This window comes from Streptomyces sp. NBC_00354 (genome assembly GCF_036106915.1).
Classification (GTDB): domain Bacteria; phylum Actinomycetota; class Actinomycetes; order Streptomycetales; family Streptomycetaceae; genus Streptomyces.
Genome location: NZ_CP107983.1, coordinates 3,985,507 through 4,012,041, shown reverse-complemented (window position 1 = coordinate 4,012,041; position 26,535 = coordinate 3,985,507). Strand labels below are relative to the sequence as shown.

The window sequence follows — 26,535 nt, the reverse complement described above, 5'->3', positions numbered from 1 at the left end:
AACCACAGGCCACGGTCGTAGGGTGGCCGCATGCGGATGATCGTCCGGGGTGCCCGGCTGCTGCACACTGACGGCCTGTACGACGTCGAGGTCGCCGAGGACGGCCGGATCGCGCGGGTGGTCCCGTACGACGACCAGAAGGAGCCGCCGGCCACCGGCGTGCTGATCGAGGCGCACGGCGGGTTGCTGTCGCCCCCCTTCGTCGAGCCGCACATCCACCTGGACACGGCCCTGACCGCCGGCGAGCCGCGCCCGAACGCCTCCGGGACGCTGTGGGAGGGCATCGCCTGCTGGAGCGAGCGCAAGGCGACCCTGACCCGGGAGGACGTCGTCGCCCGGGCCACGCAGGTGCTGCGCTGGCAGGCGGCCCAGGGCGTGCTGCACGTACGGACGCACTGCGACGTCACCGACCCGGCACTCACCGCGCTGGACGCGCTGCTGGAGGTCCGCGACCGGGTCCGGGAGTTCCTGACCCTGCAGATCGTCGCCTTTCCGCAGGAGGGCATCGTCTCGTTCCCGGACGGCGAGGCGCTGCTGCGCGAGGCGGTCGCACGCGGCGCGGACGTCGTCGGGGCGATCCCGCACTTCGAGGACACCCGCGAGGACGGGGTGGCGTCGCTGGGCATCGCCTTCGCGGTGGCCGAGGAGCACGGCCTGCGCGTGGACGCCCACTGCGACGAGATCGACGACGAGCAGTCCCGGTTCGTGGAGGTGCTGGCCACGCTCGCGCTGCGTACGGGGCTGCGGGAGCGGGCGACGGCCTCGCACACGACGGCGATGGGCTCCTACGGCGGCGCGTACAGCTTCAAACTCCAGCGGCTGCTGTCCCGTTCCGGGATCAGCCTGGTCTCCAACCCCTTCGCGAACCTCAACCTCCAGGGCCGCTTCGACGGCTACCCCAGGCGGCGCGGCCTCACCCAGGTCAAGGAGATGCTGGCGGCCGGGGTCAACGTGGCCTTCGGCCACGACGACGTGATGGACCCGTGGAACGCGCTCGGCACCGCCAACCCGCTCCAGACCGCCCTCGTCGGGCTGTACGCGGCGCAGCTCACGGGAGCGGACGAGATCCCGGTGGCGTTCGAGATGGTGACGGAGCGTGCGGCGCGGGTGCTGGGGCTGACGGCCTCGGAGTACGGGATCGCGGAGGGCGCGCCCGCCTCCTTCGTGCTGCTGCCGGCCGAGACCCCCGCCGAGGCGCTCCGCCGCCAGGTCCGGCCGCGGTACGTGGTCTCGCGCGGGACGGTCCTCGCCGAGACGCGGCCGGCGCCGACCCGGCTGAACTGGCCGGAGGAACCGCCGTCGGAGGTGGATTTCCGCCGCACGTAGGCTCACGCCCCATGACGACATGGACATGTGACACCGCATCGGGCCGGGCGGCTCTGGAGATCGCCTCCGAGTACGCCGGTGCGAGCCTGCTGAACCACTCGGTCCGCTCGTACGCCTTCGGCGCGCAGTACGCGGCCCGGCACGGGCTCTCGTACGACGAGGAGCTCTTCTACGTCAGCGCGCTGGTCCACGACCTGGGGCTGAGCGCGCCGTTCGACAGCCACACGCTGCCCTTCGAGGAGGCGGGCGGCCATGTCGCCCGCGTCCTGACGGCGGGCCTGGGCTGGCCGGCGGACCGGCGCGCCCGCGCGGAGGAGGTGATCGTCCGGCACATGCGGGACGACGTCACCGCGGCCGAGGACGTCGAGAGCCACCTCCTCCAGGTCGGCACCAGCGCCGACGTCTCGGGACTGCGCGTCGCCGAGTTCGACCCGGCGTTCACCGCGGAGCTGCTGGCGGCGCATCCCCGGCTGGATTTCGGCGCGTCCTTCCTCGCCCTGGTCGAGGACCAGGCCGTCCGCAAGCCCGACTGCGCGGCCGCGGCCTATGTCGCGGGCGGCGCGGCGCAGCGGATCGGCGCCAACCCGCTCGACCGGCGATAGCCTGCGCGCATGTCGTGGGACGAGGACGGAACACCGCACCCGCTCGCACTGCGCCGCACCGGCCGCAGCGAGCAGGAGCCGGACAGGCTGCCCGAGGTCCGGGAGCTGGAGGTGCTCGGCTGGGAGCCCGCCCCCGAGGACATGCTGTGGGTGTTCCTCCCGTACGTGTGGCCCCCGGCGGCCCGGACCTGGATCCCGGACCGCTCCACCCACTGGGCGGTGGAGACCCGGCTGGACGGCCACGGGCACATCACCGGCGTGGAGGCCGCCCCGCTCGCCGAGCCCGACCTGCACGACCTCGACTGGGAGGCCGAGGAGGTCCTCACTGAGCTCGGCCTCCCCAACCGGCCGCCGGGCCGCCTGTGGCTGCTGCGCCCGCTCGGCTCCCTCCCCACGGTCGGGACGGTCCTCGACCGCCTCCGGGCGGTGGCGGAGGAACGCGGGGTAGAGGTTCGGGCGTCGGCTGCCTTTCTCGCGCTGACCCGGGACGAACTCGCCGCCCTGGCCGCCGGGTCCGGCAGCGACACGTAGGCCAGGACCGGGTAACCCGCCGATTTCGCCCGTGGATCCTCGCCACCGGTGGCGAGAACCTGTACTCGCCCCTGCGCTGCCCGTGCCTGCGCGGGGCTCACCGCGGCGCCGCCGCAGCGGCCGGGGCGGGGCCGGGTCCACCGTGCGCCCGCGGATTGCAGCGGGTCGTCGGGCCCGCACCGCATTCCTGATGCTCTCCTTACAGACCCCATGGCGCCTGCAATGTAAAGTCCAATTCTCGCCACGAGTTGCTTCTGGACGCAGTTGAAGAAGCGTCAATATGCTGGCCTGCAAGGAAGTTCAAGTGTTGTGTAATGTGACTGACGTCGCATCATTCGGACTGCCGCGGCGTTAACGATCATTGCTAGAGTCCAAAAATGGCCAGCCGATTTTTCGGGTGTGCCGGAATTGACCTCGGGATCGGAGATCACCTTTCCGAGGCGCGCCGCCCGTTCGGACTCCGTGGCGGCGACCCAAGTGGAACCAGAGCGCGCCGCCGGCCGATGATCTCGGTCGCGGCGGGCCGAGACGGGGAAGGGCCGTGCCTCATGACGTATGACACCTCCGGGGTAATCGCTGCGTTAGGGAGCCGCAACCTGCTCCCGGACGAGTACGAGACGGTGTTCGCGAGCGGGTCCCTGATCAGAGGCTGGGGCAACCCCACCAGCGACCTCGACGTCCACGTGGTCACCAAGGACGTCTGGGTCAGCACGATCGACGAGACCAACCACGTCGCGCTCGAACCGAACACGCTCCAGTACGAGGGCACGTTCGTCGACGGCCGCCGCTGGGACATCGAGTACTGGACCTCGTCCCAGCTGGAGCAGGTCCTCTCGAAGGTCTCCCAGGAGCAGTTCGCCGAGGATCAGGGCACCTGGCGCACCCTCAGCTACCACGAGATCGCCATGCTGGAGCGGCTTCCGTACGCCGCCGCAGCCGACGACGGCGCCTGGCTGGCGGCGACCCGCGAGCGGCTCGCGGCCTCGGCCCACCGGTCGGTGCTGATCGTGAACTCGCTCAAGCAGGCCGACAGCTACACCGAGGACGCGGCCGGCCAGATCGCCCGGGGCGACCTGTACAGCGCGGTCATCGCGACCAAGAACGCCTTCAACCACGCCGTCGACGCGCTCCAGGCGAGCCTCGGCCAGTTCGGCAGCCTGTGGCCGAAGTGGCGGGCCCGGCGGATGGAGATCCTGAACCCCGGGCTGCTGCCGTTCGACGCGTACTGGGCCATCGAGACGATGCGCTCCTTCGACCCGGACAACCCGCAGAAGTGGGTCGAGGAGACCATCGCCGTCTGCCAGCGGATCTCCATGGAGGTGTCGGTCTGATGCCGCTCGAAGAAACTCCGATCGGTAAGAACCTGCAGGTGGGGCCCGGCTCGGTGGCCTCGCTGCCGCTGAACGTGAAGATCCGCAACCACCGCGGCACGACGGTGGTCGGCGGGTACGAGCACTTCTTCGAGCTGACCGCGTCCGCCGCCCACATCTGGCGGCAGATCGACGGAAAGCGCACCGTGAGCGATATCGCCGCGCTGATCGCCGAGGAATACGAGATCGATCAGGAATCCGTGGTGCAGGACATTGTCGAGCTCTTCACGGAACTCGCGCAGCACGATGTCGTGAACATTGCGCAAGGCGATTCTCGGAGCTGAATTCCACAAGGGGCCACCGCCTCCTGCACATTTGCCCGTGGGTTTGAAATTTCGGGGGCATCACATGCTGGACGATCTCCAGTTCGATGTATTCGGTCCGCTGACAGTACGGCGGAACGGTGAGTTATTAGAGATTCCGCAGGCGAAACACCGGGTCGTGCTGGCGGCCCTGCTGCTCCGCGCCAACCGCACCCTCACCGCGGAGGAGCTCATCCAGCAGCTGTGGGGCGGCGAACCCCCGCTGACCGCACGCAAGACGCTCCAGGGGTACATCGCCCGCCTGCGCAAGGTGCTGGGCGCCGACGTGGTCGCCAGCCGGGCCTCCGGCTACGCGATCGCGATCGACGGCGAGCGGCTCGACCTCGACCGGTTCAATGTCCTCCTGCACAAGGCGGAACTCTGCACCGAACCGGCCGAACGCGCCCGGCTGTTCCGGTCGGCGTTGGAGCAGACCAATGGCACCCCGCTCGTCGACATCCCCTCGGAATACCTCCACCAGGGCGACGGTGCAGCCTTGCTTGAACGCTGGTTGAATGCCACGGAAAGCTGGGCCGACGCCGAAATGGCGGTGGGGCGCTGCGCCGAGGTCCTGCCCCGGCTCAGGGCCCTCGTATCCGAACACTCATTCAGGGAAAGCGCGTGGCGCCGTCTGATGACGGCCCTGTACAAGGCGGGCCGCCAGGGCGAGGCACTCGCCGCGTACCAGGAGGCCCGGCGCCTGCTGTCGGAGGAACTCGGCGTGGAACCCGGCGAGGAACTCCGCGCCGCCCACCGGCAGATCCTCGCCGGGCCCGCCGCCCGGTCCGACGGGGAGCCGGATCAGGCGCCGCGCGCCTTCGCCGCAGCCGGCAGCGGCAGCGGCAAGGGCGGCGGTGGCGGTGGCGGTGGCGGTGGCCTGCGCCCGGTCGCCGGCGCCGCCGGGAGTGCGGCCTCCCCGTACACCCTCCCGCCGCGCCTCGCGGAGTTCGCCCGGCCCGGCATCGAGGCCGAGCTGATCCAGCGGCTGCGGGACGTCGCCCGGGACGGTGCGGAGCGCACCGTCCCGCAGACGCTCAATCTGTACGGGGCCGCCGGGGTCGGCAAGACCACCATGGCGGTCCGGGTCGCCCACGCCGTCAGCCCCGTCTTCCCCGACGGCCAGCTGTACGTCGAACTCCAGCGCGGGGACGGCTTCCGCGAGCCGGCGGACGTGCTCGGCGAGCTGGTGCGCGCACTCGGGGTGGCCCCCGGCGCCGTGCCGGCGGAGTTCGCCGAACTGGTGGCCCTGTACCGGGGGCTGCTCTCCCACCGGCGCGTGCTGATCGTGCTGGACGGGGCGCGCGACGAGGCCCAGGTACGGCCGCTGCTGCCGGCCTCGCCGACCTGCGCGGCCGTGGTGACCAGCCTGGAGATGCTGTCCACTCTGGGCGGCACCCGGCACGTACGCCTCGGGCTGCTGTCGGCGGAGGAGTCCCGCGAGATCCTGGCCCGGATCATCGGCCGCGAGCGGGTGGCGGCCGAGGAGGGGGCCGCGCAGGACCTGGTGCGGCACTGCGGGCGGCTGCCCCTGGCCATCCGGATCGTCGGCGCGCGGCTGCTGGAGCGGCCGCACTGGCGCCTGGAGACGCTCGCCCGGCGGCTGGAGTCGGACCGCAGAAGGCTCGACGAGCTGGTGGTCGGCGACCTCGGCGTCCGCGAGAGCCTGGCGGTCGGCTACGCCGCCCTGGACGCTCCGGAGCGGCGGGCGTTCCGGCTGCTCAGCCTGCTGGAGATGGCCTCGTTCCCGGTACGGGTGGCCGCGGCCGCGCTGGGGCTGCCGGACGACCGTGCGGAGGAGACCCTCGAGCGGCTGACCGCGCAGCACCTGCTGGACGCCGACTTCGTCAAGGGCAGCGGGGTGCGCTTCTCGTACCACCCGCTGGTCCGGCTGTACGGGCGGGAGCTCACGTTCGACGTGGACTCGATGCAGAGCCGGCACGGCGCGGTGCAGAACGCGCTGGCCGCCTGGTACACGAGGCCGGCCGGAGCGCTGGTCCCGCTGCGGGCCACCGCGCCCGCGACCGGACCGGCCGTGCGCGCCGGAGCCGCCGCCTTCCCCGCTGCCGCCCTGCCACCGGAGCTCGGCTTCACGGCCTGAGCCCCACGACCCCACGACACACCACGATCCCCACACCCCCCACGTCCCGTCCCCCGCCGTGCCGCCCGAGGTGTGTCCGCCCGCCCCTGGTCCCGGCCCACGGGGAGATCCGAGGAGAACCGACGTTGATCGAACGCTATTCCACTCCGGAGATGGCCGCGCTCTGGACCGAGGAGCACAAGTACGAGACCTGGACGCGCGTCGAAGTGCTGGCTACCACGGCCCAGGTCGAACTGGGCGTCGTGGACCAGGGCAGCCTGGACGACATCCGCCGCGCCCCCGTCCCCGCCGTCGCCCGCATCCGGGAGCTGGAGCTCACCCGCGACCACGAGATCCTCGCCTTCCTCGCGGCCTACACGGAGACGATGCCGGCCGCTTCCGCGCGGTGGGTGCACCACGGGATGACGAGCTACGACCTCGTCGACACCTCCCTCGGGCACATCCTGGCGCGCAGTTGCGACCTCGTGCTGAACGCCGCCCGTACGTTCGCCGAACTGCTCGTGGAGCGCGCCCTGGAGCACTGGGACACGGTGTGCATCGCCCGCACCCACGGCATCCACGCCGAACCCACCACCTTCGGGCAGAAGCTCGCCGTGCACGCCTTCGCCCTGCACCGCAGCATCGCCCGGCTGACCGCGGCCCGCGCCGCCGTCGCCGTGGGCACCATCTCCGGTCCCGTGGGCACGTACGCGCACATCTCCCCGTACGTCGAGGAGTGGGTCTGCGGCCGGCTCGGGCTCGGCGTCGAGCCGATGCCGACCCAGGTCGTGGCGCGCGACCGGCACGCCGAGCTGCTCTCCGCGCTCGCCGTGACGGGGGCCGTCGTCGAGCAGTTCGCCCTCGAGATGCGGATGCTCCAGCGCACCGAGGTCGGCGAGGTCGACGAGCCGCGGACCAGCGCGTACCAGGGGTCGAGCGCGATGCCGCACAAGCGCAACCCGACGACGAGCGAGCGGCTGTGCGGCCTCGCCCGGATCCTGCGCTCCCACGCCGGGGCGGCCTACGAAAACGTCGCGCTGTGGCACGAGCGGGACCTCGCGCACTCCTCGGTGGAGCGCGTCATCCTGCCCGACAGCCTGACGGTGGCCCACTACCAGCTCGTCTCGGCCGCCGGGCTGCTGCGCGGGCTGCGGGTGTTCCCCGAGCGCATGGAGCGCAACATCGACGCCACCCGGGGCCTGGTCTACAGCTCCGAGGTGTTCCTGGACCTGGTCGACCGGGGCCGGGACCGCGAGGAGGCCTACCGGCTGGTCCAGGCCGCGGCCACCGAGGCGTGGGAGACCGGCACGAGCCTCGCCGAGGGCCTCGGCTCCCGCGGTGTGGACGTCACGGTCGAGCAAATGGACCCGCGGCGCTTCCTCGGCAACCGCGACCACCTGAAGTCCCGACTGATCGAACTGAGCAAGGAGCTGCAAGACCATGTGGAAGTGTGAGCCCGTCGTCGGTGCCAGCCTCGACGTCACCGAAGTCACCGCCCTCTACCGCGCGTCCACCCTCGGCGAGCGCCGTCCCATCGAGGACGTCGAGCGGTTCACCCGGATGCTCGCCGGTGCCAACCTCGTGATCACGGCCCGCCTCGACGGCCGGCTCATCGGCATCGCGCGCTCGATCACCGACGGCTCGTACGTCACGTACCTGAGCGACATCGCCGTGGACGCCGAGTTCCAGCGGCGCGGCGTGGGCCGGGACCTGATCCGGGCCACCCGGGAAGCCGCGCCGCAGGCCAAGCTCGTGCTGCTCTCGGCGCCGGCCGCCGTCGCGTACTACCCCCACATCGGGTTCACCCGCCACGAGTCCGCATGGACCATCGATGCGCTCGGCTGAAGCCGGGCCCCGCGGGGTCGGCCGTCCCTCCCCGATCCCGAACCGCCGTCGAATGACGTTCCGTAGGTGACGACAATGCAACTGAAGACGCCCGGATTCGATGCCCAGGTCAAGGCGGCCGCCGAGCGGGCCCGTGCCTGCGCCCTGGCCGCCGACGCGATACGGATAGCGGCCACCCTCGACGGGATGGTCCCCGAGCAGGTCGGCCGAGCGGCCATGGGGCTCGGTGAGCGCGTGTACACGGAGATCGCCGAGTCCCAGGTGGCCGGCTTCGCCCCGACCGGCGGCCCCGAGGCCGAGGCCGAGGACGGGGCCGGTGCCCCGGCCCGGTCCGAAGCCGGCACCGGTACCGACAGCGGCGCCGGTGACCTGCTGATGCTGACCGGGACCGGGCGGCTGCGCGTCGTCCCGGCCGGTACGCAGCCCGCCGGGACCGAGGAGGGCGAGCCGCTCGGCACCCTCAAGTGGCAGTCCCGGCCCGAATCCCTGGGCAGGCTGTGGGCCCTGGCCCAGGACGTCCAGCGGCTGCAGTTCGAGGAGATCCACCGCTGGCTCGCGCAGCAGGGCGCCGAGTCGGTCCGCGAGCGGATCGACGCCGTCGCCCACGCGCTGGTCCACATGGCCCCCGTGCTGCTGTACGTCGGCGACCGCTTCTACAGCAACCTCGGCAAGTTCAGCAATCTGCCCGGGCGTTCGATGGCCCCCGGGGCCGAAGGGTCCGTGCTCACCGCGCTCCGGGAGACCCCGGCCGCGCGCTGGTCCCCCGAGGACGCCACCTTCGTCGTGTGCATGTACGCGCTCATCAGCTCGGGCTCCCCGGTCCGGGCGGAGGAGTTCAACGGCGTGCAGCTGGCCCCGGACCAGCTGGCGGACTTCCTCCGCGAGCGCATCGAGGCGTACGGGGCGGAGCTCCCGGACCTCGCCGGCGAGCCGACGGGCGCCGCGCTCGACGCCCTGGCCGCGGCCTGTGCCGGCGGGCGGGCGGAGCTGTTACGCCGCGGCGCCGTGTTCTACCGCGAGATCAACGGCGCCTCCCTGCACAAGCGGGAACGGATCATGGCCGAGCCGCTCGGCTGGGACGAGCTCCCGGCGCCGGTGGCGGGCCTGCTCTCCGGCGTCGCGGGGCGGCCCTTCCCCGTCGCGGCCTCGCCCGAGACGGTGCGGGCGTACGCCGAGGAGGTCGTGGAGCGCGTCGTACGGCTGGCCGCGCCCGCCGGGTTCACCAGCGCGTACGAGGGGTTCCTCCACCGGTTCTTCGAGACGCTGGCCGACGCCCTGGACTGCGACGTCGTGATGGGCCGCGGCCCCAAGAGCGTCGCCGTGCTGCACAGCGACCACCCGGCCGAGGACCGAACAGCCCTGGCCACCCGCGACTTCTACTGCTGCGTCGCGCCCGGCGCCGCCTTCGCGCGGAAGTTCGCCGACGACCGCGCCGGCCTCGCCCGGACCCTCTCCGCGTACAGCGCGCGGATGCGCTACAACACCTGGCACTACCTGCCGCACAGCATGTCCTGGACCGAGGAGTCCCCGGGCCGCGACGACTGGTTCTTCGCGCCGATGACGGCCGACATCACCAACTGGTCCGACCAGCACCACACCGGGCACGTCGCCTTCGGCGTCCGGCACGCCCTGCGCGTCCCGCTCGGCATCGTGCTGGAGGGCGCGTACCGCCCCGGCCTGTACGACCTGCGGCTGCTGCGCACCTCCGGCGCCGAGTTCGAGCTGCCCCACCTGCGGGCGGCCATGGTGACGGGCCGCGTCCAGGCGCTGCTGCACCAGGCGGCCGCCGACCGGGGCCTGGAGGTCGCCGCCTTCGACAACAGCTGGTACCGGGCCTTCCATGGCGCCTGACCTGCTGTACGCCGACATCCGCAGCCTCCGCGCGGCGTACGGGGACGGCAGCCTGCTGCCCTCGGAGCACCTGGCCGCCACCTTCGCGCAGCTGGACCGGTGGGAGCCGAGGATCGGGGCCTTCCTCACCCTCGCCCGCGAGCGGGCCACGGCCGAGGCCGAGGCAGCGGACCGGCTGCTCCACCGGTACGGCAAAGCCGTATGGGAGGACCGGCCGCTGCTCGGCATGCCCGTCTCGGTCAAGGACCTGACCCCGACGGAGGGCATCCGGACCACCCGCGGCTCCCTGCTGCACGCCGACGCCGTGCCCGACCGGGACGCACCGGCCGTGGCCCGGCTGCGGGCCGCGGGCGCCGTGGTCATCGGCAAGACCAACACCACCGAGGGCGGGTGGAGCGCGGCCGGCGTGAACCGGCTGCAGGGTCCGACGCGCAATCCGTGGGATCCCGCCCGCACCCCCGGCGGCTCCAGCGCCGGTGCTGCCGCCTCGGTGGCCGTGGGCATCGGCGTGGGAGCCACGGGCACCGACGGCGCCGGGTCGATCCGCATCCCCGCGTCGTTCTGCGGGGTCGTCGGGTTCAAGCCCTCGCTGGGCCGGATCCCGTACGTGCCGCAAAGCCCCGAGGAGCTGTCCCATCTGGGGCCGCTGACCCGGACGGTGGCCGACGCGGCCCTGCTCACGCAGGTGATGTCCGGCTACGACGCGGGCGATCCGCTGTCCTTCGGGGTCCCCGGCGAGCCGACCGGGGACCCGGAGGCCGCGGCCGGGCGGCTCCCGCGGCTGCGCATCGGCTGGATCCCCTCGCTGGGCGATCCCGCGCCGCAGCCCGGCATCGCGGCCGCCGCCCGGCGGGCGGTGGAGGCGCTGGCCGCCCGGGGGCACACGGTCGAGGAGATCCCGCCGCCGTTCGAGGACCCGTACCCGGCGCTGGAGACGATCCTGGCGGGCTGGGAGGCGGCCGCCCACGCGGGCGACCTGGACGAGGTCGCAGACCGCCTCGACCCCGGCCGGCTCGACGTCATCCGGTACGGGCGCGGGCTGAGCGCCGCCCGGCTGGCCGCGGCGTACGAGGCGCGTGCCGTGCTGCGGGCCCGCAGCCAGGCCCTGATGGAGCGGTACGACCTGCTGGCCATGCCGACCGTGGCCATCGAGCCGTTCGCCGCCGAGCTCCACGAACCGCCGGACCCGGTCCGCAAGGGCGCCCTGTCCTGGCTGGCGTGGGCGCCCGAGGCCTACACGTTCAACCTGACCGGCCAGCCCGCGGTGTCCGTCCCGGCGGGGCGCTCGCCCGGGGGCCTGCCCGTCGGCCTGCAACTGGTGGGCGGGCGCCACGACGACCTGCGGGTCCTGGCCGCCGCGTACCAGCTGGAGCAGGCACACCCCTGGCACCACCAGTACGCAGCACTCACTGCACAACGCCCGGAAACCGAAGGGGAACCGACATGACGAAGCCCACCACCGCGCGGGAAGCCGGCGAGCGCCGCTACGCCCGCTTCGCGACCGGCAGCGTCGGCTTCGTCGAGCGGCACGGCCTGTGGAACGCGGACCAGCGAGCCGCGGCGGACGCCCTGGAGGAGACCCTGTCGGAGCTCGAGTTCGTCCGGGTCGGCTTCGGCGACCCGCACGGGCTGATGCGCTCCAAGACCCTGACGGTCGACGCCTTCCGCACGGCGCTGCGCAACGGCATCGACATGAGCCCGGGCCCTTTCGTCTTCGACACCGGGCACGCCGTGGGCGTCGACTTCTTCGCACCCGGCGGCGGCATCGGCATCCCCGAGCTGACCGGTGCCGGCGACTTCCTGATCGTCCCCGACCCGCTCACCTTCAAGGTGCTGCCGTACACCGAGGCGGCCACCGGCTGGGTCATCGCCGACGAGTACCTGCGCGACGGCAGCGCCCACCCGCTCTCCAGCCGCGCCGTGCTGCGCCGCCAGTGCGCCCGCGCCGCCGAGCGCGGCCTGAGCTACGTCGTCGGCCTGGAGGTGGAGTGGTACGTGACCCGGCTGGCCGGTGTCGCGGAGCACGGCCCGGCGGCCGCCTCGGCCACGGCCGCCGCGGCGGTGGGCGGGTTCGGCGTGCAGGGCGAACCGCCCGCCGTCGAACCGGTCAACAGCGGTTACCAGTTCAACCTCGACTCCTTCACCGACGGCCTCATGCACGTCATCACCCCGCTGGCGCGCGCCCTGCGCGAGCTCGGCCTGCCGCTGCGCACCGTCGAGCACGAATCGGGGCCGGGGCAGCTGGAGTTCACCTTCAGCCCGATGAACGGCCTCGACGCCGCCGACGCCATGCTGCTGTTCCGTACGGTCGCCAAGCAGATCTGCGCCCGCCTCGGCCACCACGCCTCCTTCATGGCGCTGCCCCGGCTGGAGCGCTTCGACCCGAGCGGCTGGCACCTGCACCAGTCGCTGTTCGACACCGCGGCCGACCGCAACGCCTTCGTACCGCAGGAGGGCACGGCCCTGCTGTCGGACGAGGGGCTCGGCTACGTCGCCGGGCTGCTCGAACACGCCGCGGACATCGCGCTGTTCGCCGTCCCGACCGTCAACGGGTACCGCCGGCTCGACGAGCAGTTCTCGCTCTCCCCGGATCGGGTCGTGTGGAGCGCCGAGAACCGGGGCGCCCTGGTCCGCGTGCTCGGCGGCCCCGGCGAGGAGTCCACGCACCTCGAGAACCGGCTCGGCGAGCCCTGCGCCAACCCGTACCTGTACCTCGCCTCGCAGCTCGCCGCGGGCCTCGACGGCGTCGAGCGCGGGCTGCGGCCGGGCGGTCTCGCACAGGACCCGCACGCCCCCACGGCGGCGGCCCTGCCGCGCGACCTGGCCGAGGCGGTGGCCGCGATGGAGGGCAGCGCCCTGGCCCGGGAACTGCTGGGCAAGCCGCTCCACGACTGCCTCGCGCAGCTCAAGCGCAGCGAGGTGTCCCGGTTCGGGGACTGGCTGGCCGGGTCGGGGCCCGCCGGACCGGGCGAGACCACCGTATGGGAGCACCGTGAGTACTTCGGCGCCTACTGACGCACGCCCGCCCGGGGACGGCCGGTGGACGGTCTGCATCGTCGGGTCCGGGCCGCGGGGGCTGTCCGTCCTCGAACGGCTCGCGGCCAACGCGGACGAGCTGCTGCCGGCCGGGGTGCGGCTGCGGGTCCACCTCGTGGACCCGCAGCCCGGCAGCGGGCAGGTGTGGCGCTCCGACCAGTCGGAGCTTCTGCTCATGAACACGGTCGCCTCCCAGGTGACCCTCTTCACCGACGACAGCGTGACGATGGACGGCCCCGTGCGGCCCGGTCCCAGCCTGGCCGCATGGGCCGCGGCCGAGGAGGGGCCGGGCCCCGACGCCTATCCCACCCGGGCCCTGTACGGGCGCTACCTGGAGTGGGTGCTGCGCAGCGTGGTCCGGTGGGCCCCGGCGGACATCCGTACGCACGCCGCGCGCGCCGTCAGGCTCGACGCGGACCCGGACCCCGGCGCGGACGGCCGGGACCGGGTGACCCTGGACGACGGCACGGTGCTGTCCGGGCTGGACGCGGTCGTGCTGGCCCAGGGGCACCTGCCGGTCTCGCCGACCCCCGCGGAGACCGCCTTCGCGCGGTTCGCGGACCGCCGGGGGCTGTTCTACCTGCCCCCGGGGAACCCGGCCGATGCCGGGCTGGACGGGATCGGGGCGGGCGAGCCGGTCCTGCTGCGCGGTCTCGGACTCAACTTCTTCGACCACGTGTCCCTGCTGACGGAGGGCCGCGGCGGCGCCTTCGAGGCCAAGGACACCGGCCTGGTCTACCACCGCTCCGGCCGCGAGCCCGTGCTGTACGCCGGGTCGCGCCGCGGTGTGCCGTACCAGGCCCGCGGGGAGAACCAGAAGGGCGCGCACGGCCGGCACGTCCCCCTCGTCCTCACCCCGGCCGTGCTGGACCGGCTGCGCCGCAGGCCGCGGCTGACGTTCCGGCGCGACATCTGGCCGCTGGTGTCCCAGGAGGTGGAGACCGTCTACTACGCGGCGCTGCTGCGCGCCGACGGCCGCCCCGGGGCCGCGGCGCGGCTGCTCGCGCTGAGCGCCTCCGGGCCCTGGACCGCGTACGCCCGCGACCGGCTGCTCGACGCGCTGGGCGTGGCCCCCGGGCGGCGCTGGGACTGGGAGCGCGTCGCCCGGCCCTGCGCGGACCGAGTCTTCGCCGACCGCGCCGAGTTCACCGGCTGGCTGCTGGAACACCTGCGCCGGGACGTCGCCGAGGCGCATGCGGGCAACGTCGACGGGCCGTACAAGGCGGCGCTCGACGTACTGAGGGACCTGCGCAACGAGGTGCGGCTGCTGGTCGACCACGGCGGGATATCCGGTGCCGACTACCGCGACGAACTGACCGGCTCGTACCGGCCGTTGAACGCCTACCTGTCCATCGGCCCGCCGCCCCGCCGGATCCAGGAGGCGATCGCGCTGATCGAGGCCGGCGTGCTGACCGTGCTCGGCCCCGGTGCCGAGTTCGCCGCGGACGAGGCCGTCGGCCGTTTCACGGCCCGCTCGCCCCGGGTGGGCGAAGACGCGGTGCACGCCCGGGCGTTCATCGAGGCGAGGCTGCCCGAACCCGATCTGGTGCGCACCGGGGATCCGCTGCTGGGGCACCTGTACGCGACGGGCCAGTGCACCCCGTACGTCATCGACGACGAGCACGGCCCGTACCGGACCGGCGGGATCGCGGTCACGCAGCGCCCGTACCGGATCATCGACGCGGCGGGTGCGCCGCACGAGCGGCGCTTCGCGTACGGGGTGCCCACCGAGGGCGTGCACTGGGTGACGGCCGCCGGGGCCCGGCCGGGCGTCGACTCGGTGATCCTCGGCGACTCCGACGCGATGGCCCGCAGCATCCTCGGCCTCGCCTCCCGGGCCGGCCGCCCTTTCGACACCCTGACGAGGAGCACGTGATGGACGGCCTGAAGACGATGCCGGACCGCCGACCCGGCACCGGAGCCGAGGCCGGAGCGGACACCGGCCTGCTCTCGCCCGTCCGGGCCGGTACCGCCACCGAGGCGGCCCTGACCGACAGCGCCTGGGCTCAGGCGATGCTCGACGCGGAGGCCGCCCTGGCCCGGGCCCAGTCCCGGCTCGGCACCGTGCCCGCGAAGGCGGCCGAGACCATCACGGCGTGCGCCCGGGCCGAGGCGATCGACCTGCCTGCACTGGCCGTTCGGGCGCGCGGCGCCGGCAACCCGGTGGTCGCCCTGGTCGAGGAGCTGACGGCGGTGGTCGCGGCCGAAGACCCGGCGGCGGCGGAGTACGTGCACCGCGGCTCCACCAGCCAGGACATCCTCGACACCGGCGCGATGCTGGTCACGGCCCGCACCCTGCGCCTGGTCCGCGCCGAGCTCGACCGGACCGCCACGGCCCTGGCCCGGCTGGCCGATGAGCACCGGGGCACGCCGGCGGCGGCCCGTACCCTCGGCCAGCACGCCGTCCCCACCACGTTCGGCCTCAAGGCGGCGGGCTGGCTCGTCGCCGTGCTCGACGTACGGCGCCGGGTCGCGGCCCTCCTCGACGGGGGGCTGCCGGTCCAGCTCGGCGGGGCCGCGGGCACCCTCGCGGGCTACCTCGCCTACGCGCAGCAGGCCCCCGCCGAGGGGGACGGCCGCAGCCGGCCCGACAGGGACCCCGGCGCGTACACCGGGGAGCTGATCAGCCTCTTCGCCGCCGAGACGGGCCTCGCGGAGCCCGTCCTGCCGTGGCACACCCTGCGCACCCCGATCACCGACACCGGGGCCGTCCTCGCGCACGCCGCGGTGGCGCTGGGCAAGTTCGCCACCGATGTGCAGACCCTGGCCCGCACGGAGCTCGCCGAGGTGGCCGAGCCCGCGGGGGTCGGCCGGGGCGTCTCCTCCGCCATGCCGCAGAAGCGCAACCCGGTGCTCGCCGCGATGATCCGCTCGGCCGCGCTCCAGGTGCCCTCGCTGGTCCTGACGCTGACGCACTGCGCGGCCGCCGCCGAGGACGAGCGGCCCGCCGGTGCCTGGCACGGCGAATGGCAGCCGCTGCGCGAGGCGTTGCGGCTGGTCGGCGGGGCCGCCTGCACGGCGGCGGAGCTGGCCGAGGGGCTGGAGGTGTACCCGGCCCGGATGGAGGCCAACCTGCGGCTCACCGGCGGGGCCGTGGTCACCGAGCGGCTGGCCGCCGTACTGGCCCCCGTGCTCGGCAAGGCCGGCGCCAAGCGGCTGGTGAGCCGGGTGGCGGTGGGCGCAGGGACCGCGGGCTCCGGAGCCGCGGACTCCCTCGTGGACAAGCTCCTCGCCGACGCGCCCGAGCTGGCCGCGGAGTTCACGGCCGGCGAGCTGGCGCGCCTGCTCAGCCCGGCCGAGTACACCGGCGCCGCCGAGGCGCTGATCGAGCGGGCCCTCGCGTACCACCGCAGCACGCTCGGCACCGGCGGCACCACCGCATGACTTCCGTACGGCGACGGCCCGTGGCGGACCTTCCGAAGGGATTTGAACAGTGATCGTTGCGATGGACGGACCCGACGGCGCGGGCAAGAGCACACAGGTCAAGCGGCTGCAGAGCTGGGCCGAGAGCCAGGGCCTGTCGTTCCGTGTCGTGGGCAAGTGGCAGGTCTTCGAGGAGGCGCAGGTACCGCAGGCCCGCTTCCTGCGCGGCACCACCCTCGACGAACTGCGGGTCTGCATCGCCGAGATGCCGAACCCGGCCCGGATGCTCTTCCTCGGCTGGCTCAACACCCTGGCCGCGGAACGCGCCCGCCAGGCCGAGGCGGACCTCGTCGTCCTCGACGGCTACTGGGTCAAGCACGCCGCCACCGAACTGCTGGCGGGCTGCCCCCAGGCGCTCGTGGACGCGATCGTCGACGCCATGGCCCCGGTGGACACCGTCGTCTTCTTCGACGTCACGCCCGAGGAGGCGCTGCGCCGCAAGAAGGGCGACATCACCCCGTACGAGTGCGGCCGGGACCCGCAGTGCCGTCCGGAGAGCTTCCTGTCGCACCAGACGGCCACCCGGGAGGTCATGCTCGACTGGGCGGACCGGCGCGGCTGGGACGTCGTACGGGCGAACACCGCCGAGGCGGCGGCGCAGCAGCTGCGCAAGCTGCTCGCGCCCAAGCTGGGAGTCGAGGTCAACCCCCGTCCCGCGGCCGCCGACGCCCCGGCCGGACACTGATGCTCCGCGACGGGCAGGGACTGCGGCGCGGCCTGGCGGCCGCGCTGTTCGTCCGCTACCTCGGGGCGGGCAGCTGGGCACCCCTCCAAGTCCTGTTCTTCGTCCGGTCCGTGGGCCTGTCCACCGGCAACGTCGTCATGGGGCTGACGGCGGCCGGACTGGCGGGCCTGGTCGCCGGGCCCGTCGTCGGCCGGCTCGCCGACCGGTTCGGGCCGCGCGAGGTGGGCATCGCCGGACTGGTCGCCCAGGCGGGCGCCGCCGGCGCGCTGCTGCTGGTGGAGGGCATGCCGGGGTTCCTCGTGGTGATCACCCTGATCGCCCTGGGGCGCGGCGCCTTCCCCGCGATCAGCGGGGCGCTGATCGCGTACGTCGGCGGCGAGGACCGCGTTGCGTACCGGGCCCGGATCTACTCCCTGCAGAACCTCGCCATGGTCTCCGGCTCGCTGCTCGGCGGGCTGGCGCTGCAGGCCGACACCCGGACCGCGTATGTGATCGCGATCTGCGCCGACGTCGTCTCGTACCTCGTCGCCGCGCTGCTGGTGGCCCGGCTGCCGCACCTGCCGCCGGTGCCCAAGGAGCCGGGGGGCGGCCGGCGCTACGCCCTGGCCGACCGCCCGTTCCTCGCCGTCAGCGTGCTCGCGGGGACCCTCGTCATGTTCGACGTCTTCATGACCGTGCTGATGCCGGTGTGGATCGCCGAGTACACGGACGCGCCGCGCTGGACGGTGTCGCTGGTCTTCGCACTCAGCTGCGCGCTCGTGGTCCTGCTCCAGACCAAGGTCGCCAAGGGGGTCGAGACCCCGCGCGACGGGGCGCTGGCCATGCGGCGCAGCGGTCCGGTCATCGCGCTGGCCATGGGGCTGGTCTTCGCCGCCGCGCACGTCCCGATGTACGCGGCGATGGGGCTGATCCTGATCGGCACGGCGGCGCTGACCTTCGGGGAGATGCTGTTCACGGCGGGGGAGTACGCGCTGTCGTTCGGGCTGGCTCCCGAGCACGCCCAGGGCGAGTACCAGGGCGTGTTCTCCGTCGGCGTCGGCATCGGCGGGGCCGTGGCGCCGGCCGTGCTGAACGCGCTGTGCCTGAGCGCGGGCCCGCTGGGGTGGGTCGCGCTCGTCGCCATCATGGTCACGGCCGGGGCGGCGGTGCCGCCGGTGGCGGCGATCGCCGAACGCGGCCGGGCCCTGCAGGAGAAGGACCGGGAGCCCAGACCGGCCGGGTGAGCGTCGCGGCCGGCCTGGGCCCGTCTTCGGGTGGGTGCGGCCTTGGGGGGGGCTTGCCGATCAGGCCGGGCTCGCGGCGTCCGGCACGCACGCTCGCCGCGTTCTCGTCGCTCGCCGACACTCCGCGTCGACTCCCTCCTCGGCCTTGCGATCGCACGCACCGGACGCCGCTCCCTGATCCGGCCCGATCGACAAGACACCCCCTACCGGCCGCGCGCGTCCACCAGCTGTGCCACCCGCGACTCGATCCCCGGGTCGTGGGAGGCGAACTCCGTGCGCCGGGCCTTCTCCTCGGCGCGTACGCGGTCCAGGACCGGCCCGGTCCACGGGGCGTCGAGGACGACGCCCCACAGGGGCCGCAGGCGTGCGGCCCGGGACACCTTGGCCTGGAAGGCGTCGCAGCTCAGGTCCACGGAGCGGTAGCCGTGGGCCGCCGCGTACTGCACGGCTTCGTAGTAGGTGAGGTTGAAGTAGAGCTTGGCCTCGCGGGCGACGGAGTCGTCCAGCCCGTGCGAGCGGGCGTACATGGTGTCGCCCCAGAAGAAGTACTGGGTGAAGCCCACCATCCGGTCGCCCTGGTAGGCCGCCAGGATCCGGCAGTTGTCGTCGAACAGCGTGGCCTGCTGGGCGAACCGCTCCGACTCGCTCGCGTCGGTGACGGGATGCCCGTAGCGGATCAGGACCTGCGCGGAGAGCGGGCCGAGCAGCTGGTGGCACTCGGAGAGGCGCTTCACCTCGGTACGGCAGCCGGCGTCCGTGTAGCGGCGCATCTCCCGGCGGATGGAGGTGAACTGGTGCGAGGTGAACCGCCTGCGGTACCCCTCCAGACCGTCGGGGTCGACGGGCAGGACCGCGGTCGCGTCCATCATCACCACCTGGTCCCGGGGGCCGAGCAGCGGCAGCAGCCGCTCCACCGACTCGTCGGTGAGGTAGAGCAGGGCGGCCTGCCCGCCGTCGGCGGCGCCCAGGGCGCGGAAGCGGTCCAGTACGGTGCGCACGCCCGCCGTGGCCAGCGGCTCGGCGGTGCCCGGGGCGACGATCACCTCGCTGGTGTAGCCGAGGCGGGTGCCGCCGAGGAGCAGCGGGCGCTCGGGCGTGGCCGGCTCGGCGGCGCCGGGGAACAGGACGGCGGGATCGTAGAAGTGCGGGACCTTCCCGGTGAAGCGGTGGGTGGGCAGGCCGGCGACGTACGAGCCGCCGGAGGAGGCGACCAGATGACGGGAGCCGGAGTCGTGCAGCTCCTCGCCGTAGAGCAGCCAGCGGTGGCTCGAGTAGAGGGCGGCGTCACCGGCGAGTGCGTTCCACTCGTCGACGTCCGCGTCGCGTATCGAGGCGAGCTCGACGAGCTCCGGGTCCCGCGGGTCCTGCGTACCGTCTGCCACGCCGTCCGTCCCTGCCGTCACGCTGTGCGTCCTTCCCGATCGTGATCGAATGCATCGAATGCGCTGGTCGTGCAGGCCAGCTTCACCCGGGCGCCCGGTCGAGGATGCGAAAGTCGGCCATTCCTTCGTCGATGCGCAGATAGGCGAGCCGGGCGGCGCTCGCGCCGCGGCAGGCGTACATGCCGACGACGGCGGCGGTGAGTTCCCCGGGGTCGGCCTGCGGGTCGGTCTCCAGGTGGTCCGACACGGTCGTCTGGACGAGGTCGGAGTCGGCGTCCACGGCCATGCGCTCGGTCAGCGTGACCGTGAGGCCGTAGCCGTTCTCCGCGGCCCAGGCGCGCAGTTCGCCGTCGATGACGAGCTCCTGGCCGGCCTGGAGGAGGAGCCCGGTCAGATGGGCCGTTCCGCCCGCGCCCAGGTGCCGGGGCAGTCCGGCGAGGACCCGGCGGCCGATGCTGAACCCGTCCTCGCCGCCTTCGTGGGCGGCCTCCTCGCCCGGGGCGGAGAGGGTCGGCAGGAAGGGGATGTTGGCGATGACGTGGTCGTACGGCTCCACCCCGGCCGGGAGCGGGTCGTACAGGTCGCCGACGAGGACCTCGATCCGGTCGCCCATCCCGTTGATCTCCGCGTTGAGCCGGGCCACTCCGGCCGTCTCGGGCAGCAGCTCCACCAGCGTGGCCCCGGCCCCCCGCTGCGCGGCCACCAGCCCCTGGAAGCCCGGCCCGGAGCACAGGTCGAGGACGCGGTCCCCCGCCCGGCAGCCCGTTCGCCGGGCCAGGGCGACGGAGTCCCGGCCGAAGTAGTGGCGTACGGGGAACGGGCTCGGCGGCTCCGCGAAGAGCCACACCCCGGCGGAGCGGAACAGGCTGACGTCGACGAGCCGGACCCCGTCTCCGCGCCGGACGGCGACACCGCTCTCGACCAGGGCGGGCAGCGCCTCGGCGAGGGCGGTCGGCAGCCGGTCGGCCGCCATGGGCTCCCCGAGCAGCAGGAATCCGGCGAGGGCGCGCAGCTCCCCGTCGAGGCCGCGGGTGGCGGCGGCCCACTGGAGGCGGTCCACCGAGTCGCCGGGGAAATCGGCCAGGAACTCGGCGAGTCCGGACCGTTCGAGCGCGGTGACGAACCGCGTCACAGGACGGCCCCGGCCGTGCCCTCGGCGTGTTCCGGGAGCCCGATCCAGGTGCGGAGCATCAGCCGGCCGCCGTCGACCGGCTGCTCGTCGTCGAACGCGGTCCGGCCGTGCACGATCGACCGGTTGTCGATGAAGATCATCTCGCCGGGCGCCAGCCGCCCGTGCGTCTGCAGATCCCGCCGGTCCAGCAGCGAGTCCAGCAGGTCCAGCGCCTTGACCTGCTCGGGCGTCAACGGCCGTACGTGCGGGTGCCGGTGCCCGATCTCGATGTAGTCCCGCAGGTAGTACATGCGCTCCCGGCCGCCCCTGAACTCCAGGACGGGACGCTCGGTCGTCAGCGGCACCCCCGGGGTGTCGTCCCGGGTGTCGAAGTGGACGGGCAGCCGCAGCGCCGCGAGCTCCTCGGGGTGGGCCCGCAGGATCTCCAGCAGATCGCTCACGTGCACCGTGACCAGCGCTCCGCCGCTGGAGGCCTGCCGGAAGCAGAACAGCGTGAAAATGTCCGGAAGCCGCCCCGGCCGGTGCGCCGCGTCCGTGTGCAGACTGCCGCCCTGCCGGCTGTCCGAGTAGCGGCCCGTCGCACCCTCGCCGAGCCGCACCCCCCGGTCCCGTACGTCCCGCAGCAGGGCTCCCGCACCGTCCTGCGGCAGCAGGTCCCCGGCCAGCCGGGAGACCGCCACCGTGAACCGGCGCGCCTGCTCCTCGGTGAGGTGGTCCAGGCCGCCGAGCACGAAGTACCCCGGCCGGGCGTCGAGGTGGCGCCGTACGTACTGCCGGACGCTCTGCCCGAACTCCCGGTACCAGTCCGTGCGTACGTCGTCCTCCCCGCTCTCGGCGACGGCCGTCGCCAGCGCGCGGTCGACGGGGTGGCGGACGGTCGAGAACGGATCGTTGCTGTTCATTCAGACTCCCAAGGCCTGGCTGCCGAGACGTTCCGGGACCAGTCCCGAACCGCGCAGCCACACGGCTATCTCTTCCGCGCAGTGCGCGACCCCCGAAACCCCGCTGCCCCCGACGGCCCGGAGCACCGCCCCGGCGGCCGCGCCGCGGCTGTCACCGCAGGCCAGGACCTGGGTGACGATGTTGTCGAGCACGACCGGCCTGCGCACGTCGAGGGCGCAGTTGTACGTCACCCCCGGCTCCGGGGCCAGCTCCAGGGCGGTGATCAGGCCGGGCGCCCCGCCCGCCGCCGGCTCGATGAACAGGCGGGCCTCCAGACAGTGCGTGTCCCGGTCGACGCGGATGCGGCCGGGGGCGGGCACCGCGCCCTGCGCCAGCTCCATCTGGAGGGCCACCACGTCCAGGCCGGTCTGCGCCTCGCACATCCGGTAGGCCAGCGGCAGCCGGCCGTTGACCTCCAGGAAGTAGTGGCCCCGGGCGCCGACGATGAACTCGACCGTCGCCACGCCCCGCAGCCCCATCCCGGTGACGAGCCGGGCCGTGTCCCTGCGCATCCGCTCCAGCAGCTCCGGCGCCACGCCCTGGACCGGGGAGGCCTCCAGCAGCTTCATGCTGCCGTCGACCAGCAGGCTCTCCCGCTCGCCGAGCGGGTGCACGGCGGCGGCGTCGTCGACGGCGACGGTGACCCCGACCACCCGCCCCTGCTCCACGTACCGCTCGGCGTACCAGCCGGTGCCCTCGGCGCCGGCCGGGCCCGCGTGCCCGCCCGAGGCCTCGTCTTCGGCCTCGTCTGCGTCAGCGTCCTCGGCGATCAGGGCGAGTGCCTGCTCCGCCTCGGCCTCCGTCTGCACGATGCGCACGCCGAGGCCGCCGCAGCCGGTGACCGGCTTGAGGATGACGGGCAGCCCGATCTCCTTGACCAGCCCGGCTATCTGCCGGTGCCCCGTCGCGTGCGGCAGTACGGGCAGGCCGAGCCGGTCGGCGGTGGCGACCGCGTGGTCCTTGTCGCGGGCCGCCTCGAGCACCTCGGCCGTCGGCCCTATGAAGGCGATCCCGGCCGCAGCGAGCTGCCGGGGCAGCTCCGGATCCTCGGCAAGAGCCCCGTAGCCCGGGTAGACCGCGTCGGCGCCGCAGCGCCGGGCCGCCTCGACGATCCGGCTCACGTGGTCGTACGTCTCCGCGAGCCCGGTGCCTTCGAGGTACTCGCACCCGTCCGCGGCGAGCGTGTGGAGCCGCTGGGGGTCCGACAGGGCGACGACGGCGATCGGTGACCATCCCAGCGTGCGGAAGGTGTCGACGGCCCGGGCCGCGATCGCACCACGGTTGGCGATCAGGACTCTCTTCATGGCCTCTCTCAGCCTTCTCTCAGTGGTCGGGATGCGGCCGGCCGAGCGCCCGGTAGTGCGTGACCAGCCGCCGCTGATCGTCGAGTACGTGGAACGCCAGCGCCGGGGCCAGCTCGTAGTCCACGGCGGGCCGGCCCTCGAAGGGCAGCGGGACGGTCGAGGCCACCCCGGGCGCCACCAGCAGCGGAAGGCCCGCGAACGTCGTGGCCGCGGCGACGTGCGCATGACCGCACAGCAGGGCCACGACCTGCGGGTGCCGTTCCAGCACCGCCGCGAGGCGCTCCTCGCCGAACTGCCGGACCCGGTCCACGTACGGGGTGTGCAGGTCGACCGGCGGGTGGTGGAAGCAGACGAGGACGGGCAGTTCGCGGCCCTCGGCGGCCAGCGTCTCGTCGAGCCACCGCAGGGTGAGGTCGCTGAGCAGGCCCTCGTCGCTGCCCGGGATCGTCGAGTCGCACAGGACGAAGACGGCTCCGGGCGTGCGGACGACCTGGTTCAGCTCCTCGTCCTCCGGCTTGCCGTCGAGCAGACCGGTACGGAACGCACCGCGCTTGTCGTGGTTGCCGGGCAGCACCAGCACCGGGTACGGCAGGTCGAACAGCTTGCGGGCCTGCGCGTACTCGTCCGCCGTCCCGTGGTCGGCGATGTCCCCGGAGACCAGGACGGCGTCCAGGGGGCCGGGGAGGTCGCGCAGGTAGTTCATGACCGTCAGCGCGCGCTCCGTGGCGCGCTCCGAGAGGTCCAGGTGCAGATCGCTGACATGGGCGATGACGGTGGTCACGGCAGGTCGTCCTTCCGGGATGCGGTCGCCGCGGCCTGGAAGCGGGCCCTGACCTCGGCGTTGGTGTGCGCCGACGTTACCCGCGGAGGGGTGGCCCCACCCCTGCCGATGTGCAGGGCCACCAGGTGCGGGCCGGGCAGCCCCTCGATCTCGGCCAGATGCGCGGTGACTTCCTTGGCCGTGCGGCAGACCCGTCCCGTGCGGTATCCGGCCGCGAGCGCCAACTCGTCCCAGCGCATGGCCACATCGCGGGTGCGCTGGCCGCCGGTGGAGTCGTACGCGCCGTTGTCGAGCACGAAGTGGGTCAGGTTCGCGGGGCGCCGTTCGCCGACGAGCGCGAGCCCGCCGAGGTGCATCACCGCTGCGCCGTCGCCGTCGATGACCACGACCTGCTGGTCGGGGCGGTTCAGGGCCGTGCCCAGGCCGAGCCCGATGGCGTGCCCCATGGAGCCCTGCATGTAGAAGTTGCGCGGGTTGTCGACGATCCCGAACAGCTCCCGGCTGATCATGCCGGTGGTGCTGTAGACCAGTGCGCCGCCCAGGTGCCCGGCGATCGCGGACACCGCTTCCCGCCGGTCCATCTGCGCGTCCGAGGCGGCCGCCGGCACCGGGTGGGCGTCGACGGTCTTCGCCGGTACGAGGACGACGAACGACCGGTTCTCGCGGCGGGCCTCCTCCGCGCGGTCGAGGAGCCCTCCCAGGCTCTCCTCGGCCGGGTCGAGGATGCCGTGGGCGACCCCGACGGACTCCAGAACGCCGATGGTCCCGGCGCCCATGGCCGCGTGGTGCGGCTCGTCGTCCTCGGCGTTCGGCCAGCCCCGCAGGCTGACGAAGAGCAGCAGCGGGATCTCGTACGCCATGGTGAGCGAGGTGAGCGGGTCGAGGAGGTTGCCCAGCCCCGAGTTCTGGGCCAGCACCACGGCCTTGGTCCCGCCCAGCTCGGCGCCGGCGGCCATCGACAGGGCGATGCCCTCGTTGGGCGCCGGTACGTAGCTGTCGCGCTGCTCCAGCAGCGCGAACGGGCCCTTGAGGAAGGAGCACGGCACCCCGCTGAAGAACCCGTACCCGCGGCGGTCCAGCTCCGCGCAGAAGAACTCGGCGCTGATCATGCGCTCCACTCCTCCCACCGGTTGACCTGCGTGAGACCGAACAGCTCCTTCATCGGGGCGATGGTGTCCTCGACCCCGCCGGTCCCGCCCTGCAGCCGGATCTCCCCGAGGACGTCGCGCATGGCGGAGACCGAGGCGCGCAGCGCGTGGTTGGCGTAGATCACCATCGAGACGCCCGCGGCCTGCGCCTCGGCGAGGTCCCAGTGCGGATAGGTGGTCGGTACGACGACCACGGGCGTGCGGGCCTGCCAGGCCCGGAGGAACTCCAGGATCTCGGCCGGCGTGGACTCCTTGGAGTGGATCAGGATGGCGTCGGCTCCCGCGTCCGCGTACAGGTGGGCGCGGCGCAGTGCCTCCTCGAGCCCGGCCCCGGCGATGAGCGCCTCGACCCGGGCGACGACGGTGAAGTCCCCGGTGGTCCGGGCCCGTACGGCGGCCTGGATCCGGCCGGCGAACTCGCCCGCGTCCTCGAGGTTCTGGCCGCCGCCGAGGAAGCTGTTCCGCTTGGGGAACACCTTGTCCTCGAGGCAGATGCCGCCGATGTCCGCCGCCTCGAACTGGCGGACCGTACGGACGACGTTGATGTTGCCGCCGAAGCCGGTGTCGCAGTCCGCCAGCAGCGGCAGCGAGGTCGCCTGGTTCACGTGCGAGGAGGCTTCGAGCAGCTCGGACATGGTCAGCAGGCCCAGGTCGGGCAGGGCCCGGGACGCGGAGATCTCGAAGCTCGACGCCCACAGGCCGTCGAAGCCCGCCTCCTCGACGAGCAGGGCCGTCAGCGCGTCCCTGGATCCGACGATCCGCGCTATCTCTTTACGCTCCAGCAACTCGCGCAGTCGCGCCGCTTTCGACACTATTCCCCAGCCCTCTGCGCGAAGCGGCCGTGGTTGGTGCCGGCCACGTCCTCCCCGGGCAACTCGAAGACGCAGTGCCAGTGGAAAGAGCCGGGCTTGGCGTGCTCGGCGTCGGTGGCACTGAGCAGCCGGAATCCCGCGTGCAGGCGCAGCAGGTCGGCCGCGTCCACGTACATGTGCGGGTGCACCTTGTCGTCGGTGGCCTCGGGCTGGCGGAAGGTGTTGGGGCTGACCTCGTTGCCGCGCCCGAACTCGCCGTTGCGCTTGGAGAGCATCGTGGACTGGTAGACGCCGCCCGGGCGCAGCACGCGCCGGACCTCGTCGAGCACCTTCCCGAGGCCGGCCTCGTCGTTGTGGTAGACCACGTTGAAGGCGAGGACATAGTCGAAACTGTCGTCCGCGTAAGGAAGTTCGCCGAAGTCGCCGACTTCGAGGCCGACCTGCACCCCGCGCTTGACGCTCTCGTCCCGGGCCGCCAGGACGGCCGCCTCGCTGGCGTCGGTGCCGGAACTGGTGAACCCCGCCTCCGCGAACCAGAGGGCGTGCCGGCCGACGCCGCAGCCGAGGTCCAGTACGTCCACGGCGCCGAGCTTCTGCAGCCGGGCGGCCTCGTCCACGACCCACGGGTGCGGCCGCGACCAGTCGCCTGTGCGCCCGCTGTCGGTGCGCCAGACCTCGTCCCAGTAGAGATGGGCTGTCATCGGGGTGACCTCACTCGTGATTACTTCCGTACATCCACATCCGGATGCCGATTTCCAATGGG

General features: G+C 73.3%; 23 protein-coding genes. 15 read left to right on the top strand and 8 right to left on the bottom strand.

What is annotated here, in order from left to right; all coding sequences use genetic code 11:
- Nucleotides 1–30 precede the first annotated feature (30 nt).
- The 15 genes from codA to OHT74_RS17990 all read left to right on the top strand — a co-directional run bounded on the left by codA (nucleotide 31) and on the right by OHT74_RS17990 (nucleotide 18,271).
- Entirely contained in the window at nucleotides 31–1,326 is a 1,296-nt protein-coding gene (codA, locus tag OHT74_RS18060) for a cytosine deaminase (RefSeq protein ID WP_328620760.1), read from the top strand.
- An 11-nt stretch (nucleotides 1,327–1,337) separates the two neighbouring features.
- Nucleotides 1,338–1,928, top strand: a complete 591-nt coding sequence (locus OHT74_RS18055; protein WP_328620759.1) for an HD domain-containing protein — start codon at nucleotides 1,338–1,340, stop codon at nucleotides 1,926–1,928.
- Between the two features lie 9 nt (nucleotides 1,929–1,937).
- The gene (locus tag OHT74_RS18050; RefSeq protein WP_328620758.1) at nucleotides 1,938–2,459 is read left to right on the top strand and encodes a DUF5956 family protein; all 522 of its coding nucleotides are present in this window, start codon (nucleotides 1,938–1,940) and stop codon (nucleotides 2,457–2,459) included.
- A 548-nt stretch (nucleotides 2,460–3,007) separates the two neighbouring features.
- A complete protein-coding gene (locus tag OHT74_RS18045; protein WP_266665416.1) occupies nucleotides 3,008–3,790 on the top strand; it encodes a hypothetical protein in 783 nt (260 codons plus the stop codon).
- Nucleotides 3,790–4,113: a PqqD family protein gene (locus tag OHT74_RS18040; protein WP_328620757.1), complete on the top strand. Its 324-nt coding sequence runs from the start codon at nucleotides 3,790–3,792 to the stop codon at nucleotides 4,111–4,113. Before OHT74_RS18045 ends, OHT74_RS18040 begins: the two co-directional genes overlap by 1 nt.
- A 64-nt stretch (nucleotides 4,114–4,177) precedes the next feature.
- A complete protein-coding gene (locus tag OHT74_RS18035; RefSeq protein ID WP_328620756.1) occupies nucleotides 4,178–6,229 on the top strand; it encodes an AfsR/SARP family transcriptional regulator in 2,052 nt (683 codons plus the stop codon).
- 125 nt (nucleotides 6,230–6,354) lie between these two features.
- On the top strand, nucleotides 6,355–7,662 hold the full coding sequence (purB, locus tag OHT74_RS18030) for an adenylosuccinate lyase (RefSeq protein ID WP_266665410.1): 1,308 nt from the start codon (nucleotides 6,355–6,357) through the stop codon (nucleotides 7,660–7,662).
- On the top strand, nucleotides 7,649–8,053 hold the full coding sequence (locus tag OHT74_RS18025; RefSeq protein WP_266665408.1) for a GNAT family N-acetyltransferase: 405 nt from the start codon (nucleotides 7,649–7,651) through the stop codon (nucleotides 8,051–8,053). Before purB ends, OHT74_RS18025 begins: the two co-directional genes overlap by 14 nt.
- 66 nt (nucleotides 8,054–8,119) lie before the next feature.
- The gene (locus OHT74_RS18020; RefSeq protein ID WP_328620755.1) at nucleotides 8,120–9,904 is read left to right on the top strand and encodes a hypothetical protein; all 1,785 of its coding nucleotides are present in this window, start codon (nucleotides 8,120–8,122) and stop codon (nucleotides 9,902–9,904) included.
- Nucleotides 9,894–11,351: an amidase gene (locus OHT74_RS18015; protein ID WP_266665404.1), complete on the top strand. Its 1,458-nt coding sequence runs from the start codon at nucleotides 9,894–9,896 to the stop codon at nucleotides 11,349–11,351. The genes OHT74_RS18020 and OHT74_RS18015 overlap by 11 nt, the downstream gene beginning before the upstream one ends.
- Nucleotides 11,348–12,919 (top strand): glutamine synthetase family protein, encoded by a 1,572-nt coding sequence (locus tag OHT74_RS18010; RefSeq protein ID WP_266665402.1) that lies wholly within the window; start codon nucleotides 11,348–11,350, stop codon nucleotides 12,917–12,919. Before OHT74_RS18015 ends, OHT74_RS18010 begins: the two co-directional genes overlap by 4 nt.
- Nucleotides 12,897–14,816, top strand: coding sequence for an FAD/NAD(P)-binding protein (locus OHT74_RS18005; protein ID WP_328620754.1), 1,920 nt, complete (start codon nucleotides 12,897–12,899; stop codon nucleotides 14,814–14,816). The genes OHT74_RS18010 and OHT74_RS18005 overlap by 23 nt, the downstream gene beginning before the upstream one ends.
- Nucleotides 14,816–16,324: a lyase family protein gene (locus OHT74_RS18000; protein ID WP_328620753.1), complete on the top strand. Its 1,509-nt coding sequence runs from the start codon at nucleotides 14,816–14,818 to the stop codon at nucleotides 16,322–16,324. The genes OHT74_RS18005 and OHT74_RS18000 overlap by 1 nt, the downstream gene beginning before the upstream one ends.
- Nucleotides 16,325–16,373: 49 nt before the next feature.
- Entirely contained in the window at nucleotides 16,374–17,048 is a 675-nt protein-coding gene (locus tag OHT74_RS17995; RefSeq protein ID WP_266665396.1) for a thymidylate kinase, read from the top strand.
- Entirely contained in the window at nucleotides 17,048–18,271 is a 1,224-nt protein-coding gene (locus OHT74_RS17990; protein WP_266996145.1) for an MFS transporter, read from the top strand. The genes OHT74_RS17995 and OHT74_RS17990 overlap by 1 nt, the downstream gene beginning before the upstream one ends.
- Nucleotides 18,272–18,474: 203 nt before the next feature.
- Here OHT74_RS17990 and OHT74_RS17985 read toward each other — a convergent pair whose 3' ends face one another.
- From OHT74_RS17985 to OHT74_RS17950, 8 genes are all read right to left on the bottom strand, one after another.
- Nucleotides 18,475–19,653: a GNAT family N-acetyltransferase gene (locus OHT74_RS17985; RefSeq protein WP_328620752.1), complete on the bottom strand. Its 1,179-nt coding sequence runs from the start codon at nucleotides 19,651–19,653 to the stop codon at nucleotides 18,475–18,477.
- 82 nt (nucleotides 19,654–19,735) lie between these two features.
- Nucleotides 19,736–20,785, bottom strand: a complete 1,050-nt coding sequence (locus tag OHT74_RS17980; RefSeq protein WP_266665390.1) for a methyltransferase — start codon at nucleotides 20,783–20,785, stop codon at nucleotides 19,736–19,738.
- Nucleotides 20,782–21,687, bottom strand: a complete 906-nt coding sequence (locus OHT74_RS17975) for a TauD/TfdA family dioxygenase (protein WP_328620751.1) — start codon at nucleotides 21,685–21,687, stop codon at nucleotides 20,782–20,784. The genes OHT74_RS17980 and OHT74_RS17975 overlap by 4 nt, the downstream gene beginning before the upstream one ends.
- Nucleotides 21,688–23,031, bottom strand: a complete 1,344-nt coding sequence (locus OHT74_RS17970) for a biotin carboxylase N-terminal domain-containing protein (protein WP_328620750.1) — start codon at nucleotides 23,029–23,031, stop codon at nucleotides 21,688–21,690.
- 19 nt (nucleotides 23,032–23,050) lie between these two features.
- On the bottom strand, nucleotides 23,051–23,812 hold the full coding sequence (locus OHT74_RS17965) for a metallophosphoesterase (protein WP_266665384.1): 762 nt from the start codon (nucleotides 23,810–23,812) through the stop codon (nucleotides 23,051–23,053).
- Nucleotides 23,809–24,921 carry a phosphonopyruvate decarboxylase gene (gene aepY, locus OHT74_RS17960; protein WP_328620749.1) on the bottom strand — a complete coding sequence of 371 codons (1,113 nt, stop codon included), beginning with the start codon at nucleotides 24,919–24,921 and terminating at the stop codon, nucleotides 23,809–23,811. Before aepY ends, OHT74_RS17965 begins: the two co-directional genes overlap by 4 nt.
- Nucleotides 24,918–25,745, bottom strand: coding sequence for an isocitrate lyase/phosphoenolpyruvate mutase family protein (locus OHT74_RS17955; RefSeq protein WP_266665380.1), 828 nt, complete (start codon nucleotides 25,743–25,745; stop codon nucleotides 24,918–24,920). Before OHT74_RS17955 ends, aepY begins: the two co-directional genes overlap by 4 nt.
- 26 nt (nucleotides 25,746–25,771) lie before the next feature.
- The gene (locus OHT74_RS17950; protein WP_266665378.1) at nucleotides 25,772–26,473 is read right to left on the bottom strand and encodes a class I SAM-dependent methyltransferase; all 702 of its coding nucleotides are present in this window, start codon (nucleotides 26,471–26,473) and stop codon (nucleotides 25,772–25,774) included.
- Between the last annotated feature and the right edge of the window lie 62 nt (nucleotides 26,474–26,535).

What these genes read in the sequence shown, in the direction of transcription:
- codA (WP_328620760.1), top strand. Translation starts at nt 31, where the DNA reads ATGCGGATGATCGTCCGGGGTGCCCGGCTGCTGCACACTGACGGCCTG.
- OHT74_RS18055 (WP_328620759.1), top strand. Translation starts at nt 1,338, where the DNA reads ATGACGACATGGACATGTGACACCGCATCGGGCCGGGCGGCTCTGGAG.
- OHT74_RS18050 (WP_328620758.1), top strand. Translation starts at nt 1,938, where the DNA reads ATGTCGTGGGACGAGGACGGAACACCGCACCCGCTCGCACTGCGCCGC.
- OHT74_RS18045 (WP_266665416.1), top strand. Translation starts at nt 3,008, where the DNA reads ATGACGTATGACACCTCCGGGGTAATCGCTGCGTTAGGGAGCCGCAAC.
- OHT74_RS18040 (WP_328620757.1), top strand. Translation starts at nt 3,790, where the DNA reads ATGCCGCTCGAAGAAACTCCGATCGGTAAGAACCTGCAGGTGGGGCCC.
- OHT74_RS18035 (WP_328620756.1), top strand. Translation starts at nt 4,178, where the DNA reads ATGCTGGACGATCTCCAGTTCGATGTATTCGGTCCGCTGACAGTACGG.
- OHT74_RS18025 (WP_266665408.1), top strand. Translation starts at nt 7,649, where the DNA reads ATGTGGAAGTGTGAGCCCGTCGTCGGTGCCAGCCTCGACGTCACCGAA.
- OHT74_RS18015 (WP_266665404.1), top strand. Translation starts at nt 9,894, where the DNA reads ATGGCGCCTGACCTGCTGTACGCCGACATCCGCAGCCTCCGCGCGGCG.
- OHT74_RS18010 (WP_266665402.1), top strand. Translation starts at nt 11,348, where the DNA reads ATGACGAAGCCCACCACCGCGCGGGAAGCCGGCGAGCGCCGCTACGCC.
- OHT74_RS18000 (WP_328620753.1), top strand. Translation starts at nt 14,816, where the DNA reads ATGGACGGCCTGAAGACGATGCCGGACCGCCGACCCGGCACCGGAGCC.
- OHT74_RS17990 (WP_266996145.1), top strand. Translation starts at nt 17,048, where the DNA reads ATGCTCCGCGACGGGCAGGGACTGCGGCGCGGCCTGGCGGCCGCGCTG.
- OHT74_RS17975 (WP_328620751.1), bottom strand. Translation starts at nt 21,687, where the DNA reads ATGAACAGCAACGATCCGTTCTCGACCGTCCGCCACCCCGTCGACCGC.
- OHT74_RS17970 (WP_328620750.1), bottom strand. Translation starts at nt 23,031, where the DNA reads ATGAAGAGAGTCCTGATCGCCAACCGTGGTGCGATCGCGGCCCGGGCC.
- aepY (WP_328620749.1), bottom strand. Translation starts at nt 24,921, where the DNA reads ATGATCAGCGCCGAGTTCTTCTGCGCGGAGCTGGACCGCCGCGGGTAC.
- OHT74_RS17950 (WP_266665378.1), bottom strand. Translation starts at nt 26,473, where the DNA reads ATGACAGCCCATCTCTACTGGGACGAGGTCTGGCGCACCGACAGCGGG.